The following is a 16,477-nucleotide window of genomic DNA, read 5'->3' as shown; positions in this document are numbered from 1 at the left end:
GCTATTTGGTAAGCAAAAGAGGACCGCCGAAAGGCAGACGATTAGAAACAAAACAATACGCTGAACACAACCATTAATTGACGCGGGACGATGTACGTAGTCCGTATAAGCGGAGCGATATGCGGCACAGTGCACAGTTCAGCGGACTACCATTCAACGCCGGGCAGGGGTTCTTCAAACCGACCCTTGTCAAAATATTCCAGTACGTCCTTCTCGATGGGTTCGATTGCCCAAAAGTGACGCCTATCGGGCGCGATGAGGCTTGCGTGATAGTTCTCATAATAATCGTCTGGGTTGCCGCGGTTTTGTTCTTCCGCCCTTCTGTTCATCAAAGGCAGGCGCCTTGCATGGTCTTGAAAATTGAAAAGCGCATCCGCTTCAATGCGCTTGTATTGCAAGTGACGTGTGACCCAAACCTCATATCGTGCGCCAGGCAAATAATATCCAAGCCGCGTAAGCCACGCTCTATGAGAGGACCATCGCTGTTTGATGGCGCCAGAACCCACATAAATGAGTGGGCTAAACAATGAGCTTGAGTATCGAATAGCAAACGGAGGCGACAATCTGACTAGATAAATTGCATCCTTCCATTCCCAAGGCGTCTCAATCGAAGAACTTCGACAGTAAAGCCTTATGTTTTTCCAATCGTTTTCAATAAAGGGGATTTCTGTTGCCATCCACCATGGAGGAAGCTTGATTGGCATTGGACCTAACCAACTCGAGAGAAAAGCTATTGTTGTCAAACGAAGGCTTGGTACATCGATAATCCATGCTCGCTTAAGTTGCAAGGATGGGTAGCAAGAGGCCGGGCGGTAGCCCGGCCTCTATCATTTTGGATGGTTGCTAGATTCAGTGTGGAGAGTACCCCTCACAACACCCGATTGCTCTCCTTCACCTTGTCCGCATCGAGATACAGGTTCTCGCCCATCTCCTTGAACTTGGCGCTCATCGTCGCCATGCCGTCCTCGATGGTGCCTGACATCGATGCGCCAACGCCCGAGGGGTCGTTGAGCGTCGCGGCGTAGTCGCGGACGTCCTGGGTGATCTTCATCGAGCAGAATTTCGGGCCGCACATCGAGCAGAAATGCGCGACCTTGTGAGCTTCCTTCGGCAGGGTCTCGTCGTGGAAGTTCTTCGCGGTCTCGGGGTCGAGGCCGAGGTTGAACTGGTCCTGCCAGCGGAAGTCGAAGCGGGCGCGCGACAGCGCGTCGTCGCGGAGCTGCGCCGCGGGGTGACCCTTGGCGAGATCGGCGGCGTGGGCCGCGATCTTGTAGGTGATGACGCCGACCTTGACGTCGTTGCGGTCGGGCAGGCCGAGATGCTCCTTCGGCGTGACGTAGCACAGCATCGCGCAGCCGAACCAGCCGATCATCGCCGCGCCAATGCCCGAGGTGATGTGGTCATAACCCGGCGCGATGTCGGTCGTCAGCGGCCCGAGGGTGTAGAACGGCGCTTCGCCGCACTCCTTGAGCTGCTTGTCCATGTTGATCTTGATCTTGTGCATCGGCACGTGGCCGGGGCCTTCGATCATGACCTGGCAGCCCTTGTCCCACGCGATCTTGGTCAATTCGCCGAGCGTTTCCAGCTCGGCGAATTGGGCGCGGTCGTTGGCATCCGCAATCGAGCCGGGACGCAGGCCGTCGCCGAGCGAGAACGAGACGTCATACTTGCGCATGAGGTCGCAGATCTCGTCGAAATGGGTGTAGAGGAAGCTCTCCTTGTGATGCGCAAGGCACCACTTCGCCATGATCGAGCCGCCGCGCGACACGATGCCGGTGACGCGGTTCGCGGTGAGGTGGATGTAGGACAGCCGCACGCCGGCGTGGATCGTGAAGTAGTCGACGCCCTGTTCGCACTGCTCGATCAGCGTGTCCTTGTAGAGCTCCCAGGTCAGCTTGACGGGATCGCCGTCGCACTTTTCCAGCGCCTGGTAGATCGGCACGGTGCCGATCGGCACCGGCGAGTTGCGCAGGATCCATTCGCGGGTGGTGTGGATGTTGCGCCCCGTCGAGAGGTCCATCACGGTGTCGGCGCCCCAGCGGATCGCCCACACCATCTTGTCGACCTCTTCCTCGACCGACGAGGTCACCGCCGAGTTGCCGATATTGGCGTTGATCTTGGTCAGGAAGTTGCGGCCGATGATCATCGGCTCGAGCTCGGCATGGTTGATGTTCGAGGGGATGATGGCGCGGCCGCGCGCGATCTCGTCGCGGACGAATTCCGGGGTGATGAAGGCCGGCACCGCGGCGCCGAAGCTTTCGCCGTCGGCAAGCGCGGCCTCGGCGCGCTCGAGCTTAAGCTTGCGGCCGAGATTCTCGCGCTCGGCGACGTAGATCATCTCCTTGGTGATGATGCCGGCGCGGGCGAATTCGAGCTGGGTGATCTTGTGGCCGTCGAGGCCGCGCAGCGGCTTGTGATGCGCGGTGAACGCCTTGGCGGCGTGGGACGCGCCGACATTGCCGTTGTCCTCCGGCTTGATGGTGCGGCCTTCATATTCCTCGACGCCGCCGCGCTCCCTGACCCAGGCGAGGCGATTGCGCGGCAGGCCGCTGTTGACGTCGATCGTGACGGCCGGATCGGTGTAGGGGCCCGAGGTGTCATAGACCGGCAGGTTCGGCTCGCCGGCGCCCTCCGACAGGATGATCTCGCGCAGCGGCACGCGGACATCCGGCGCGCTTGCCGGCGTCGCGAAAATCTTGCGCGAGGCGGGCAGCGAGCCGGTGGTCACGGCGGGACGGGTGGTGTCGGGGTTGGAGCGGATGTTCATGAGGGATCCTCCGTTGATTTCCTGTCAGTTGTTGTCGTCATTGCGAGGAGCGAAGCGACGAAGCAATCCATGCGTCCGCATATGCGGTGCCAATGGATTGCTTCGCTTCGCTCGCAATGACGGTGAAGAGAGTTCCGTGCATCACGCGGCCTCCGCACGGATGCCGAGCCACTGCCGCACCCGTGCGTCGGGGTCGGCGTTCTGGGTGACGTCAGAGACGACGGCGATCGAGTCGGCGCCGGCGGCGAAGATCTCGGCGGCGTGCTCGAACTTGATGCCGCCGATCGCGACAAGGGGGATCGCGCCGATCCGCTTCTTCCACTCGGTGATCTTCGCAATGCCCTGCGGCTCGAACCGCATCGACTTCAGCGTGGTGAAGAAGATCGGGCCGAGCGCGACGTAGTCGGGCTTGGCGGCAAGCGCGGTGGCGAGTTCGGTGTCGTCATGGGTGGAGACGCCGAGCGTCAGCTTGGCCTTGCGGATTTCGCCGAGGTCAGCGTCGGCCAGGTCTTCCTGGCCGAGATGCAGATGCTCGGCGCCGGCGACGATCGCCGCGCGCCAATAGTCGTTGACGACGAGTTTTGTCGGCGTGCCCTTGGTCACCGCAAGTGCGTCGCTGACGATCTGCAGCGCCCCGGCATCGTCGAGCTCCTTGGCGCGGAGCTGGATGGTGCCGACGCCGAGTTTTGTCAGTCGCTCGACCCATTTGATGCTGTCGACGACGGGATAGAACGGATCAGGATACGGCATGCCAGAACGGGGTCCCAACGACAGGGGTGGAGGGGGAGGCGAAGTCGCGGGCTTCCATCAGCCCGGCTTCATAGGCGGTGCGGCCGGCCTCGACGCCGAGCCGGAAGGCGTTGGCCATCGCAACCGGATCGGCGGCTTTGGCGACGGCGGTGTTGAGCAGCACGGCGTCATAGCCGAGCTCGAGCGCCTGCGCCGCATGCGACGGCGCGCCCAAGCCGGCATCGACCACCAGCGTGATGTCGGGCAGGCGGTCGCGCAGCAGTTTTAGCGCGTCGCGGTTGGTGATGCCCTTTGCGCTTCCGATCGGCGCGGCCCACGGCATCACCACCTTGCAGCCGGCTTCGACGAGGCGCGCGGCGACCGAGAGATCCTCGGTGCAATAGGGGAACACCTCAAAACCGTCCTTGATCAGGATGCTGGCGGCCTCGACCAGGCCGACCACGTCGGGCTGCAGCGTGTCGTTGTCGGCGATCACCTCGAGCTTGATCCAGGGCGTGCCGAACAATTCGCGCGCCAGCTTTGCGGTGGTGACCGCCTCGCGCACGCTGCGGCAGCCCGCGGTGTTCGGCAGCACGGTGACGCCGAGCTCGCGGATCAAGGACCAGAACGCATCGCCGGTCTTGCCGCCCGCGGCTTCGCGGCGGAGCGATACGGTGACGATGCTGGCGCCGGAGGCGCGGATCGCATTCTGCATAATCGCAGGCGAGGGATACAGCGCGGTGCCGATCAGCAGGCGGGAGGGGAAGGTTTTGCCGTAGAAGGTGACCATGTTTCAATATCCCGCAGCTCGCGGCCCTGTATTCAACTCGTCGTCCCGGCGAAAGCCGGGACCCATACGCCGCGGCCCTTCAATGGGGCACACGGGGCGACATTCGTTCCGCCAATATCCGGTCGTGGTTATGGGTCCCGGCTTTCGCCGGGACGACCCGTGGAGACAGTGTGCGAACAAGCTCACATCACCCTCCCTGCCGCGGCGTGATGATCTCGATCTCGTCGCCGGCCTGAAGCCGCGTCTCGGCCCAGCGGCCCTTCGGCACCACGTCGTAATTCACTGCGATCGCGAAATGCGTGCCTTCGTAGTCGAGCTCGGCCAACAGCGCGTCGACGCTGGCTGCGTTGATCTCCCGCTGCTCGCCGTTAACAATTACACGCATTGGACGATCACGCGCATTGCATCACCTCATTGTCGATTTCGCCGCGCGCGATGTAGGCGAGCGTCAGCTCGGCCAGCGCCGGCGCCAGCAGGAAGCCATGACGGTAGAGTCCGTTCACCGTGATGCGTTCCTGCTCGATCCTGATTTTCGGCAGATTGTCGGGGAAGGCCGGGCGCAAGCCGGCGCCGAACTCGACGATGCGCGCCTCGCCGAACGCCGGATGCACGACGTAAGCCGCGCCGAGCAGCTCCAGCGCCGAGCGCACGCTGACGCCATTGTCCTCGGCCTCGATCGAGGTCGCGCCGAGCATGAAGCGGCCGTCGCCGCGCGGGATCACGTAGAGCGGCCAGCGTGGATGGATCAGTCGCACCGGGCGCAACAGCTCGACCTCCGCGGTCTCGATGATGATCATCTCGCCCTTGACGCCGCGCAGGCTCGGCTCGCGGTCGCGCGCGGCAAGCCCGCGGCAGTCGATCACGAGGCCGTCGAGATCATCAGCCTCGGCATCGCTGCCGAACTTGATGGCGCCGCCGGCCTTGGCGATCGCGGCATGCAGCCGCGGCAGCACGCGGCGCGGTTCGACATGACCCTCCTCGGGATAGAACAGGCCGGCGCCGAAGCGCCCCTCGAGCGCCGGCTCCAGTTCGCGAACGCCCTCGGCGTCGAGCCGGCGATGGCCTGACGTGAGGCGGGCAAACCGCTCGAAATCGGCGCGGTCGCGCGGATGCGCCACCACCAGCGAGCCGTTGAACGCCGTTTCCGGGAGATGCTGCCGCCACAGGTCGAGCGAGCGGGTGCCGAGGCGCGTGATCAGGGGCTCGGAGGCCTCCTCCTCGCACCAGGGCGCCAGCATTCCGCCGGCCCAGTGGCTTGTGGATTCCGTCATCGCGGCGTCACTGCGCTCATGCAGGGTGACGGCACGTCCGGCCTCTGCGAGCAATAGCGCATGCCAGGCGCCGGTTATGCCTGCGCCGATGATGGTGACGGGGGAATCCCCCCGCGGTCTTGACGTCTGATACATCCCTGTCCCTTCGCCGGCATGACCCGGATCAGGTTCAAAGGGTCACCGCGGTCCCGGACTGTTCGCCTACTGGCAACTCGCCTTGTAAGCAACGTCCAAGCTTGCGGTATCTCAGCTCCTCCTTCGGAGCACCCCTCGGAACGCCCCTAATGTAGGCGGATGGGCGGATGTGTCAACTTGTATGCCAGGCGCGGGCGCGGAACGTGCGCAAAACGCTCGTGCTCCGGACGCCGCGCAGCGCGACGGCGGTGCGCTGCCGAGCCGCGGCCTACCAGCTGTCGAACATGGGTTCCGGCTCTGCGGCGCAACGCTGCGCGTTGCACCGCGTCCGGGACTTGAAAGCACTTATTTGGAAGCCTGTTCCGGCTGCGACTCGGCGATATCGGCCGGCATCTGCTCCTGCTTGGCGAGCTCCTTCGGCGGTGCACCCGCGCCGCCATGCATCGCCTCCTTGAGGTGACCGCCGCGCTGCCGCTTTGCGACGTAGTAATACCCGCCCGCGAAATAACGCACGGCTCGGTCGTGATCGCCGTTGGCGGCGCGATAGGCGCCGGCGAGGTACTTCACGCCGTATTTGAGGTTGGTGCCGGGGTCGCGCAGACCCTCGGCGGTACCGGTGTAGCCGAGCCCGCGCGCGGTGCCGAGCTTGATCTGCATGAGCCCGATGGTGCCGCCGCGTCCGATCAGCTGCGGATGGTACTTGCTCTCACGCACGATGACGCGATGCACCAGCTCCACCGGCACCAAATTGGCCTGGGCCTCGGCCGCCACCATCGCCTCATATTGCGCGCGCGATTGTGCGCGTGCACCGGCGCAGGGCGCCAGCACCGCGATGGCGGCGGCAAGGCAGCTAAGGGTCTGAAGGGTCTTCATCTCGGGTCGCTCGGGGTGATCAAACGCGCGTCGGTTCTGCGGTCTCATTGGTACGGCGAGCGGGCAGGAATGTGGCAAAACCTTCGCATCAGCGAACGTTGTGCGTCCGTGATTGTCCGGATGCAGGTGACCGGAGCATGCGATTGCAACACGCATGCTTCAAATTGTTCGCATCAATCGTCTCGACTGAAAATTGTCATCGGCTCAAATTTTGGCCGCTCATTTTCTCGATCGATTTTGCCGCATGCGATCCACAACAGTTTTTCGTGCAAACGACGGAGCGAAGGTTTACACTTCATCTCACGACAGAGTGGGCGCGTTCAGTCAGCACATCTGTCCAGTCCAAAGCACGCAAAAAAACATCACTCGGGAGATGCGCCATGGTCCGTCAGGACACCGGCTACATGCCTCGCGAAAATCCCTGCGCGCAATGCGGCAAGCCGATTGCCCGCCCCGATTGGGTGGAGCACAGCGAGGGGCGCACGTCGTTTCTGTGGAATTGCCGCGCCTGCAATTACCGCTTCGAGGCGATCGCGATCTACGACACGGCACAGCTCACGCCGCTCGCCGCCTGATGCCTTAGTTATCGGTCAGCGTCGTTATCGGTCAGCGTCATCGCCGATCAGGTCAGCCTGATCAGGCCGCGGACTTCCGCGGCAATTGCATCTGCTGCCGCGCCGGCAATTCGATCCGGACCACGAGCCCGTGCGGCTTGCGATCGTGCAGCGACAGCGTGCCGCCATGCGCGAGCACGATGGCGTTGGCGATCGACAGGCCAAGGCCGAAGCCTTCGGCCTCATCCATGTTGCGCGCCTGGTCGCCGCGCACGAACGGCTCCAGCACGCTCGCCTTGTGCGCATCCGAAATGCCGGGGCCGTCGTCCTCGATGTCGATGACGAGGCGATCCGGCTTGGCGTCGAGGCGAACGGCGACTTCGCCGCCGAAGCGCACGGCATTGTCCACCAGATTGGTGATGCTGCGATGCAGGTCGGCGGGCCGCGCGGTCGCCATCGCGTGCTGCGGACCCTCGTAGCTGACCTTGTGTCCCATGTCGGCGAACTGGTCGGTGACGAGGTGCAGCGTGCTCGCGATGTCGACCAGCGTCATCTCCTCCAGCTTGCGGTCGTTGCGCAGGAACGACAGCACGGATTCCAGCATCGAGCGCATCTGGTCGAGGTCGCGCAGCATGCGGTGGCGATGGGTCTCGTCCTCGATGAACTCGGCGCGCAGCCGCATCCGCGTGATCGGCGTGCGCAAATCGTGGCTGATGGCGGCGAGCATCTTGGTGCGGTCGTCGATCAATGCCGTGATGCGTTCGCGCATCCGGTTCAGCGCCTTGGCCAGCGAGCGGATCTCCTCGGGGCCGCGCTCCGGCAGCGGCGCGGCGGCGCCGTTCAGGCTGAAGGTCTCGGCGGCCTTGACGAAGGACGACAGCGGCGCGGTCAGCGCCCATGCGGCCCACAGGCCGAGCAGGGTGACGCTGATGACGGCGAACAGCACCGTCATCATCCAGGGCCCGCCCCAGAACGGCCGCATGTGCTGATCCGGCATCAGGTTTGCGGCGAACATGGCGCCGTCCGGCAAGCGGATCGCGACGCGCCGGATCTCGTTGTCATTCGGTTTGCTTCCCGCCTCGCGGGGCAGGGAGTAGACGTGATAGCCGGCGCCGAGCCGGCGCAGCGCATGCAGGCTCGGTGGGTCGGTCTCGGTGAGCCCGCCGGCATCGGACGTGAAGTCGCCGATTGCAAGCTGCGGGAAGGCTCTGATGATATCGGCCTGCAGCCGCGGCCGCTCCGATGCCGTGGCGTGCCCGAGCAATTGCGCGGCCGCGGCGAGCTGGGTGTGCCAGCGATCGGACGGCTCCGGCCTATCCGGGCGATGGATCAGGAAGGTGGCGGTGATGATCAGGTGCAGCGCGACGATCGAGACGACGACCAGCGCCGCCATCTGGGCGCCGATCCCCCGCAGACTCAGCACGCGCAGCAGCTTCATGGTCAGTTGCTCGTGGCGGCAACCGCCTCCACCCTCGGAGTGAACACATAGCCGCCGGAACGCACCGTCTTGATCATGGTGGCTTCCTGCGGATCGGGCTCGATCTTGCGACGGATGCGGCTGACCAGCACGTCGATCGAACGCTCGAACGAGCCGGCGCTGCGACCCTGCGTCAGGTCGAGCAGGCTGTCGCGCGACAGCACCCGGCCGGGCCGCTCGCAGAAGGTGCGCAGCAGGTCGAACTCGGCGCTGGTCATGGCGACGCGCGCGCCTTCGGGGTTGCGCAGCTCGCGCAGGCGGATGTCGATGCGCCAGCCGAGGAAGGTCAGCGTGGTCGCCCCCTCGATCGCGCTGGCATTGCGCGCGGCGGCCTGCCGGCGCAGCACGGCGTTGATCCGGGCCAAGAGCTCGCGCGGGTTGAACGGCTTGGCGAGGTAGTCGTCGGCGCCCATCTCGAGGCCGAGGATGCGGTCGACGTCCTCGCCGCGCGCGGTCAGCATGATGATCGGCGTCTGCGACTCCGCGCGCACCTTGCGGCACAGGCTGAGGCCGTCCTCACCGGGCAGCATGACGTCGAGCACCAGGAGATCGACCCGGTGGTCGGTCATGGCCTTGGCCATTTCGCGACCGTCGGAGGCGGTCGTGACATGACAGGAATTGGTGCGGAGATACTTTGCGATGAGGGATCGCGTTTCGCGGTCGTCCTCGACGACGAGGATATTGGGCGCAGCCTGGGTCATACCGATCTTTTGTCCGTGATTCGGGGAAAGCGGCTCAGGAATTTTGTTTCAGTGTATGTCTGAAATCTTGCCCGGCAGAACGAGTTAACAGGTCGGCGGTGCGGAGAAAAGTTAGCGTTCTGTCATCAGGCCTAATGCGTTGAAATACGGTTGAAACTCTCCTGGGCCGGGCTCTGCCCCGGGTCGCGGTGCCAGCCCGGGAAAGGGAAGGGCGGCTGTCATATCGGGGGGCCGGAACCCGTTCCCCCAGCGACGCGTTGTTTCCCTTTCAGGTCAGGGAGGGTGAGATGACTGTCGAGGTCAGGACAAGGCCGCATCAACTCATTGCAAGCGATCGCGTCGAGGGGACGGCGGTGCGCCGGGCCAATGGCGACATGATCGGCCATATCGAGCGGCTGATGATCGACAAGATCTCCGGCAAGGTGTCGTACGCAGTGCTGAGCTTCGGGGGCTTCCTCGGGATCGGAACCAATCTGCTTCCGCTGCCGTGGGGCCGGCTGCACTACAACCCCAAGTTTGAAGCCTATGAGCTCGACATCGAGGATGACGAATTGAAGCGCGCGCCGTCGTTCCGCGCCGACAAGGATTTCGATTGGGGCGATCGCTCGCAGGAAGTCGAGCTGCATCGCTTCTACGGCGTGCCGCCTTACTGGGGCGGCTTCTGAGCGCGCGGTCAGATGTGCGCATGATCGACGCATGTCGATCAATGATGCGGCTGCCGGGGCGCGTGTGCGCTTGCGCAGCGCGGTTCGCCGGGACGACTTAGTGAGCCGAACATCGTCACTTCAGGGACTGCGCGTGCGGCGCAGTCGCGAGGCTCAACCGCGGCTTACTTGAGAGATCACGATCGCTTTCGTCAAGAACCCAACGTTCCAGACGTTGCCGCATCGCGCGCGTGGCGTTCCCTTGCATTGCAGCGGCCTTTCAGCGCAGGCGCGATAGGAACGGTCGCGGATATCACGGGTTTTCCTCACATCGATTTTGCGAACTGAGGAGAGCGCAACAATGTTGGTCAAATCCATCATCGCCGGCGTGGCCGGTTCCGCCCTGCTTGCAACCGTCGCGATTGCACAGACTCCCACCGACAAGAGCGACAAGACGTCTCCCGCGGCGTCGCCGGCTCCTGCGGCATCGACGTCTGCCACGTCGCCAACCGAGTTCAAAGGCAACTGGCGCGCGTCGAAGGTCGTCGGCCTGAGCGTGTACAACGACAAGAACGAGAGCGTCGGCTCGATCAATGATCTGCTGATGGAGAAGGGCGGCACCATCAAGGCCGTCGTGATCGGTGTCGGCGGCTTCCTTGGCGTCGGCGAGCATCTGGTCGCCGTGCCGCTCGACAAGGTGAAGTTCTCAAGCGAGCCGATCGCCTATACCGGCGCCTCGAACACCGGCGCCGGCGCCGGCAGCACCAGCAAGACGACGACCACGGGCGCGGCGCCCGCAGCGCCCGCGGCGACGGCGTCAAAGCCCAATCCCTGGTATCCGGATCACGCGGTGTTCAACGCGTCCAAGGATGAGCTGAAGGCGATGCCGGAGTTCAAGTACACGACCGATTAACGCGGGTCGCATCCTGTGAAAGACAAACGCGCCCGGTGATGCCGGGCGCGTTTGTTGTTGTGCAGCAAGCCTGCACTCGGTTGCCGGGCCTCACCAGCCGAGTTCGCGCAAGTAAGCCGCGCGGGCGGCAACGCCGGTGTGGGTGAAATCCGTGAACACCCCGTCGACGCCGAGGCGGAAGAACTTTAGATATTCGAGGCTTGGATCGCCCCGATAGTCGGCGGCCAGGTATTTCTTCTCGTTCCGGAACGTGAAGACATGCACGAACAGGCCGAGCTTATGCGCGTCGGCAATCACGCTGGTCGCGTCCTGCGTCGAGGCCTCCGCCGTCGATCCCTTGTAGGGTTTGCCGTCGGCGCCAGCGTCCTTCCAGGGCGAGATCTTGTACGGCACGATATAGGCCTTCCACGGACCGATGCCGTCGGCATAGGTTTTGATCTCCGCGAGGCCTTCCGGCGTCAGCATCGCATCGAAGGTGCGCGAGTCACCCGCAACCGTCCAGTCGTAGGGACGGGAATTGGCGATGTTGTTGAGCAGCACCTTGCCGGTCTTGAAGTCGACGCCGTTGCCGTCGATCAGCTGGACCTGCCGCGTCTCGATACCGTGACTGCGCATGTATTTCAGGCTGCCGGGCTCGAAGCTCTGCACGATGATCGGCGCGTCCTTCGAATTGAGGCCGTTGTCCTTGATGATCTTGATCAGGGCATCCTCGAGCGGATGGCTGCCGGGCGCGCCGCAACCATTGGCGATCGCCTGGGCGTTGTTCCAGGTCGGATTCTTGGTTTCCGGATAGACCGAGATCGGACGTCCCGTCGCCTTGCTCTTGGCCTTGGCGATGTCGATGATGTCCTGGAAGCTGATGATCGGGAATTTGCCGTTGAACAGTTTCGGCCGTTCGTTGGCCGCATCATAGGTCGTGCCGGCGATCCACTGCCTCAGCTCGGCCATGGTGAAATCGGTGATCGACCAGTCATTGGTGTGGTCGTCACCATCGACGATCAGCGCTTTCAGCACCGATTTGGGATCGGCCGGATCGATCAGATCGGTGGGGTATTCGGCCGGCCCGCTGGTCGGCGTCTGCGCCCACTTCACCTTGACGGGAACGCCCGGCGCCGTGCGCTTGCGGGCCGCAACTTCGGCGTTGGTCTTCGCCACCTCGGCGACGTCAGTGTTGTCGCCGAGCCATGGATTGTGCCGCGCCACCAGCACGCAATCCTTGGTCAGATGCAGGTCCTCCTCGAGCGAGTCCGTTCCGAGGTCGGCGGCGAGCTCATACGATGCTTCGGTCTCCTCGGGCACCAGGCCCGGCACGCCGCGATGTCCGATCACGAGCGGCTGCTTGCCGTCGACGGTGAGGAAGGGTTTGGCGCCTGATGGTGCCGAGCCGGTCTGCGCCGACGCCATCGCCGGCAGCAGCATCGCCAAAGCCGCCGCACCGAGCAGCATCGCTCCAATGTGTAGTTTCCGTCCTGAACGAATCTGCTTCACGGGCTCGCCTCCATCTCTTTCCGGCATCGGCCGATGCCACAGTGCCGAGCCGAACGCGGCCGACGCAGTCGTCTTCTTGTCTCAGTCTCCTGACAGTCGGATGACTGCCACGGTCGCGCACGCGTGTATCGCTCGAGCGTTTGTCGCCGGTCGGTCCTTCGCAGTCCAGCGGAAGCATTTCCGAAAGTGCGGGCGGCGTGAACCGGGCGAACAGACCGGCCTTGCCGGCTGCGCATAGCCCCGCCGATCACACGGATAGTTGAACCCCGCGCCCGAATAAATCGCATCCGATTAAATCGGGATACTTGAAGGCCGGCCGCGCCATGCCTTTATCAGGCGCAAGCGAATTAATCGTATGCGATGTAAATCGCGGGAGCGTTACCATGACCATCAGGATTTCGTTCAAGACCATCGCGCTGGCTGCGGCGCTGTCGGCCATTACGGCGACGGCGGCCTCGGCCCAGGCTGCGATTTCCGAGCCGGCTGCCTTCCAGGCGCTCTATCCGTACCGCGACGTGCTCAACAACGGCGCGCCGACGCCCGCGGCCAAACTCGTGCTGGAGCCGCCGGCGGTGCTGCAGAGGCTTCAGGCGGAGCAGAGCGGCATCGGCGTCGTTCGCCTGCCGCGCCACAGTTCGCATCGTGCCGGGCGCTGAAGCAGCCGCGCATCGGATGCGGATCGCGCGTCTGTGATTGAATGATATGCGTCATTCTATTGACGTTGGGTGCGCGCCGACTATGTCGAAATACAGGACTTTCCCTTATGACGGAGACGTTCCATGACCAAGCAGATCGACGACCTCTCAAGGTTCTATCGCTTTGAGCTCGTGCACGGCGACCATGCCGATTTCATCGCCTATCAACGCAATCTGGGCGATGGCGTCTGGCAGACCTATTCGACCTGGATGATCCCGGGCGTGAACGGCGACTAAGCGCGATCGCGGCCGACGAGGCGGTGATCGAAGCCTGTTGCGCAAAGAAAAACGCGCCCGGTGTGACCGGGCGCGTTTTCTTGTTCGCTGTCATCGGGCGCGGGCTCGGGCGAGTGGATCGCCCGCAGCGGCGCGTCGTCAGTTCGACTTCACCAGTGGGCAGCCGCCCTTGTCGAGCGGGCGGAAGGCTTCGTCGCCGGGCACGGTGGCGATCAGCTTGTAGAGGTCCCACTCGTTCTTGGATTCCTCGGGCTTCTTGGTCTCGAACAGGTACATGTCGTGCACCATGCGGCCGTCGATGCGGATATGGCCGTTCTTGGCGAAGAAGTCGTTGATCGGCGTCTTGCGCATCTGCTCCATCACCTTCGGCGCCTCGTCGGTGCCGATGGCCTCGATCGCCTTCAGGTAATGCATGGTCGCCGAGTAGAGGCCGGCCTGGATCATGGTCGGCATGTGGCCGACCTTCTCGTTGAAGCGCTTCGAGAAGGCGCGGGTCTCGTCGTTCATGTCCCAGTAGAAGGCGTCGGTGACGATCAGGCCCTGCGTCGCCTTCAGGCCCAGCGCATGGGTGTCGGTGATCTCCATCAGCAGCGCGATCAGCTTCTGGCCGCCCTGGGTCAGGCCGAACTCGGCGGCCTGCTTCAGCGCGGTGGTGGTGTCGCCGCCGGCATTGGCCAGCGCCACGACCTTGGCCTTGGACGCCTGCGCCTGCAGCAAAAACGACGAGAAGTCCGACGAGTTGAGCGGATGGCGCACGTCGCCCAGCACCTTGCCGCCGGTTTCCTTGACGACGTTGGCGGCGTCGCGCTCCAGCGCCATGCCGAAGGCGTAGTCGGCGGTGACGAAGAACCAGGTGTCCTCGCCGCGCTTGACCATCGCCTTGCCGGCGACGTTCGACAGCGCGTAGGTGTCGTAGGTCCAGTGCACGGTGTTGGGCGAGCAGGCGGTGCCGGTGATGTCGGAGGAGCCACCGCCGGAATTGATGTGGATCTTGTTCTTCTCGCGCGTCAGCGCCGAGATCGGCAGCGCGACCGACGAGGTCGGCACGTCGAGGATCGCATCGACCTTGTCGTTGTCGTACCAGTTGCGCGCGATGCTGACGCCGACGTCAGGTTTGTTCTGGTGGTCGGCCACGACGACCTGGATCGGCTTGCCCTTCACCTTGCCGCCGTAATCGGCGACCGCCATCTCGACCGCGGCGACCGAGCCCTTGCCGGTGGCATCCGCGTAGAGGCTCGACATGTCGGTGAGCACGCCGAGCTTGACGACGTCGTCGGAGATCTGGGCGTTGGCCGCGGTGCCGGAGGCCGCAAGCGCGAGGCTGGCCGCCGCTGCGGCCAAGAGCGATTTCATCGTGTTTCTCTCCCTGGTTTTTCGTCGCAGATTGCTTCTACGGGGCACCTTCTATCCGCTGCGGCAACCTGTCGCAAAGACGACTTTTTGGGCATGCGGTGGATGGAACGGGGGATCTGCGTCCCTACAGCGCCGGTAGCGCGGTGACGGCGGCCTTGATGGTGCCGTCGGTTTCCACGACCACCCGGAGCGTCTTCGAATCGAACGCGATGCCGGCAAGGCGGATGCTGTTGACGTCGGCGTCGACCCGGATGCCTTCCTCGTTCTTCTGCAGATCGGCGATGGCGGCGGCGATCTTGCGCTGCGCGTTGCTCGCGAATGGCTTTAGGTCGACCACCAGGCGGTCGGCGAGCGCCTGCTGCATGTGCGGGATCGCCGCGCGCGCGGCGGCGCCGAGCAGGCCGAACGCGGCCTCCGACTCGACCGCCAGCTCGACGTCGGCGAGCCGCAGCGTCTGCGCTGCCTGGTCGAGCCGCGGCCGGCCCCAGATGTGCACGGTCGCCTCGGCGCCGAAGCCGAAGAAGCTCTTCTTCTCCTTGGCGTGCACCAGCAGCGAGATCAGAAGCCGGTCGCCGGAGGCGGCGATGCTCGCGCTCTTGACGGTGACGTCGACCGGGCCGGAGCCGTCCTCGGGGAAGGTCTTGCCCTTCAGTTGCGCCTCGACGAGTTGCGTCAGCGTGGTGAAGGACATGTCGACCGGCAGGCCGACCGAGACCTGGCTCGGCATCGGCGGCACGATCGAGAGCTTGTCGGGGAACGGGCAGTTCGGCGTGGTCTGCGTCTCTGTGATCCGGGTCTCGGCCTCGATCCCCATGGTCAGGATCAGCGAGGACGCATCGACCTTCGGCTGCGCGGCGATCGCGCGGGTCGGCCGCAGTTCGAGCCACATCGGCGGCATCGACGCGGTGCCGCCGGTGCCCTGCAGCGGGATCGAGCGGCACGCCTTGGCCCATTGCGTGCGCGCGGTGTTCTGGAACAGCGGGTCGTTGTGCAACCGCGCCTCGACCACGGAGATCTGGTCGGCGACCGCCTTGTCGATAACAGGCTTGACCTGAGCCGGTACGCTGATGCGGACGCCGGCGGCCGACAGGCCGGTATCGCCGAGATTGACCTGCGCCTGCAGGTTCGGCTCGATCCGCCAGGACGCGCCGAGCTTTGGCCGCGCGGTCAGCGTGACGCTGCCCTTGATGTCGGCATTGGCGTTGACGTTCTTGATGTTCACGGCGCCGATCTGCTTGGCGACATTGCCGCCGAGCAGGTTGCCGAGCGCGTTGGTGACGGCGCCTGTCGCCTTGTCCGACAGCGAGCCGGTGACCTTGAGCGTGCCGTTGATCGGGGTCGTCAGCGTCAGCACGTCCTGCGCGCCGGTGGCGGCGATCGGCCCGCGCGACGCGGTCCAGCCGATGTCGGCATTTTGCAGGATTTGCTGGACCGGGTTGTCGGCCTTGCCGCCGAAGGTCTTCGGCGCGCCGCGTTCGGCGGCATCGCGGATCGCCGACAGCGCGACCGAGACCTGCGCCACGACCGTCGAGGAGCGCGGCGCCTGCGGCAGCGGCGGCAGTTGCACCAGCGGCGGCGTCTGCACGGTGACGCTAGGCGCGAGCCAGTCCATGGCCTTGAGGCTGATCGCGAACGAGACCAGTACCACCGTGAGCCCGAGCGCTATTGTCCTTGGATGCATCGGTAGACGCATCGTCCCCCCGGATGAAAATCAACTTGACGGGTTGTACAGGCCCCCCGACGAGGGCGCCAGTGTGGCGGGATCAAGCTGCTTCAGGGGCGGAAGCAGCGATCACCTGGACGTTAACGATTATGAACGCGACGACGGCCCCGGCATGATGCCGGAGCCG

At 64.3% G+C, this 16,477-nt stretch carries 17 protein-coding genes and 1 riboswitch; of the genes, 5 read left to right on the top strand and 12 right to left on the bottom strand.

Translation table 11 applies throughout. The features are described 5' to 3' along the window. Positions 1-146: 146 nt before the first annotated feature. From FBZ93_RS29175 to FBZ93_RS29145, 7 genes are all read right to left on the bottom strand, one after another. Positions 147-704, bottom strand: coding sequence for a hypothetical protein (locus FBZ93_RS29175; RefSeq protein ID WP_146990740.1), 558 nt, complete (start codon positions 702-704; stop codon positions 147-149). Between the two features lie 164 nt (positions 705-868). Then, on the bottom strand, positions 869-2,767 hold the full coding sequence (gene thiC / locus FBZ93_RS29170; protein WP_146990738.1) for a phosphomethylpyrimidine synthase ThiC: 1,899 nt from the start codon (positions 2,765-2,767) through the stop codon (positions 869-871). Positions 2,768-2,908: 141 nt separating this feature from the next. Beyond that, on the bottom strand, positions 2,909-3,517 hold the full coding sequence (gene thiE / locus FBZ93_RS29165; RefSeq protein ID WP_146990736.1) for a thiamine phosphate synthase: 609 nt from the start codon (positions 3,515-3,517) through the stop codon (positions 2,909-2,911). After that, positions 3,504-4,286 (bottom strand): thiazole synthase, encoded by a 783-nt coding sequence (locus FBZ93_RS29160; protein WP_146990735.1) that lies wholly within the window; start codon positions 4,284-4,286, stop codon positions 3,504-3,506. Before FBZ93_RS29160 ends, thiE begins: the two co-directional genes overlap by 14 nt. 187 nt (positions 4,287-4,473) lie before the next feature. Further along, positions 4,474-4,671: a sulfur carrier protein ThiS gene (thiS, locus tag FBZ93_RS29155; RefSeq protein WP_074130496.1), complete on the bottom strand. Its 198-nt coding sequence runs from the start codon at positions 4,669-4,671 to the stop codon at positions 4,474-4,476. A gap of 7 nt (positions 4,672-4,678) precedes the next feature. Then, the gene (locus FBZ93_RS29150) at positions 4,679-5,692 is read right to left on the bottom strand and encodes an FAD-dependent oxidoreductase (RefSeq protein ID WP_146990733.1); all 1,014 of its coding nucleotides are present in this window, start codon (positions 5,690-5,692) and stop codon (positions 4,679-4,681) included. After that, positions 5,680-5,838, bottom strand: a riboswitch (TPP riboswitch). (Overlaps the previous gene by 13 nt.) Before the next feature lie 199 nt (positions 5,839-6,037). Then, the gene (locus FBZ93_RS29145; RefSeq protein WP_146990731.1) at positions 6,038-6,565 is read right to left on the bottom strand and encodes a lytic transglycosylase domain-containing protein; all 528 of its coding nucleotides are present in this window, start codon (positions 6,563-6,565) and stop codon (positions 6,038-6,040) included. Between the two features lie 380 nt (positions 6,566-6,945). On the opposite strand from FBZ93_RS29145, the gene FBZ93_RS29140 reads away from it, so the two are divergent. Then, on the top strand, positions 6,946-7,140 hold the full coding sequence (locus tag FBZ93_RS29140; protein ID WP_050403193.1) for a hypothetical protein: 195 nt from the start codon (positions 6,946-6,948) through the stop codon (positions 7,138-7,140). Between the two features lie 61 nt (positions 7,141-7,201). Here FBZ93_RS29140 and FBZ93_RS29135 read toward each other — a convergent pair whose 3' ends face one another. Beyond that, positions 7,202-8,557, bottom strand: a complete 1,356-nt coding sequence (locus FBZ93_RS29135) for an ATP-binding protein (RefSeq protein WP_146990729.1) — start codon at positions 8,555-8,557, stop codon at positions 7,202-7,204. 2 nt (positions 8,558-8,559) lie between these two features. Further along, positions 8,560-9,297 (bottom strand): response regulator, encoded by a 738-nt coding sequence (locus tag FBZ93_RS29130; RefSeq protein ID WP_021079973.1) that lies wholly within the window; start codon positions 9,295-9,297, stop codon positions 8,560-8,562. A 287-nt stretch (positions 9,298-9,584) separates the two neighbouring features. On the opposite strand from FBZ93_RS29130, the gene FBZ93_RS29125 reads away from it, so the two are divergent. Together FBZ93_RS29125 and FBZ93_RS29120 are read left to right on the top strand one after the other, a co-directional pair. Further along, positions 9,585-9,962, top strand: coding sequence for a PRC-barrel domain-containing protein (locus FBZ93_RS29125; protein ID WP_146990728.1), 378 nt, complete (start codon positions 9,585-9,587; stop codon positions 9,960-9,962). A gap of 340 nt (positions 9,963-10,302) precedes the next feature. Beyond that, positions 10,303-10,854, top strand: coding sequence for a PRC-barrel domain-containing protein (locus FBZ93_RS29120; RefSeq protein WP_146990726.1), 552 nt, complete (start codon positions 10,303-10,305; stop codon positions 10,852-10,854). 90 nt (positions 10,855-10,944) lie between these two features. Here FBZ93_RS29120 and FBZ93_RS29115 read toward each other — a convergent pair whose 3' ends face one another. After that, a complete protein-coding gene (locus FBZ93_RS29115; RefSeq protein WP_246667693.1) occupies positions 10,945-12,342 on the bottom strand; it encodes a glycerophosphodiester phosphodiesterase family protein in 1,398 nt (465 codons plus the stop codon). Between the two features lie 383 nt (positions 12,343-12,725). Between FBZ93_RS29115 and FBZ93_RS29110 the strand changes: the two genes are divergently transcribed. Both FBZ93_RS29110 and FBZ93_RS40805 read left to right on the top strand, forming a co-directional pair. Then, positions 12,726-12,998: a hypothetical protein gene (locus FBZ93_RS29110; protein WP_146990724.1), complete on the top strand. Its 273-nt coding sequence runs from the start codon at positions 12,726-12,728 to the stop codon at positions 12,996-12,998. A 123-nt stretch (positions 12,999-13,121) separates the two neighbouring features. Beyond that, complete coding sequence (locus tag FBZ93_RS40805; protein ID WP_167529258.1) at positions 13,122-13,274, top strand: hypothetical protein; 153 nt, start codon at positions 13,122-13,124, stop codon at positions 13,272-13,274. A gap of 138 nt (positions 13,275-13,412) precedes the next feature. Here FBZ93_RS40805 and FBZ93_RS29105 read toward each other — a convergent pair whose 3' ends face one another. Together FBZ93_RS29105 and FBZ93_RS29100 are read right to left on the bottom strand one after the other, a co-directional pair. Beyond that, positions 13,413-14,627, bottom strand: a complete 1,215-nt coding sequence (locus FBZ93_RS29105; RefSeq protein WP_050629935.1) for an ABC transporter substrate-binding protein — start codon at positions 14,625-14,627, stop codon at positions 13,413-13,415. Between the two features lie 124 nt (positions 14,628-14,751). After that, on the bottom strand, positions 14,752-16,320 hold the full coding sequence (locus tag FBZ93_RS29100) for a DUF4403 family protein (RefSeq protein WP_167529257.1): 1,569 nt from the start codon (positions 16,318-16,320) through the stop codon (positions 14,752-14,754). Between the last annotated feature and the right edge of the window lie 157 nt (positions 16,321-16,477).

The sequence above is a fragment of the Bradyrhizobium macuxiense genome (assembly GCF_007993935.1).
In the GTDB taxonomy this organism is placed as follows: Bacteria; Pseudomonadota; Alphaproteobacteria; order Rhizobiales; family Xanthobacteraceae; genus Bradyrhizobium; species Bradyrhizobium macuxiense_A.
The sequence above is the reverse complement of the archived record's forward strand: the minus strand, read 5'-3'. Positions and strand labels throughout refer to the sequence as shown.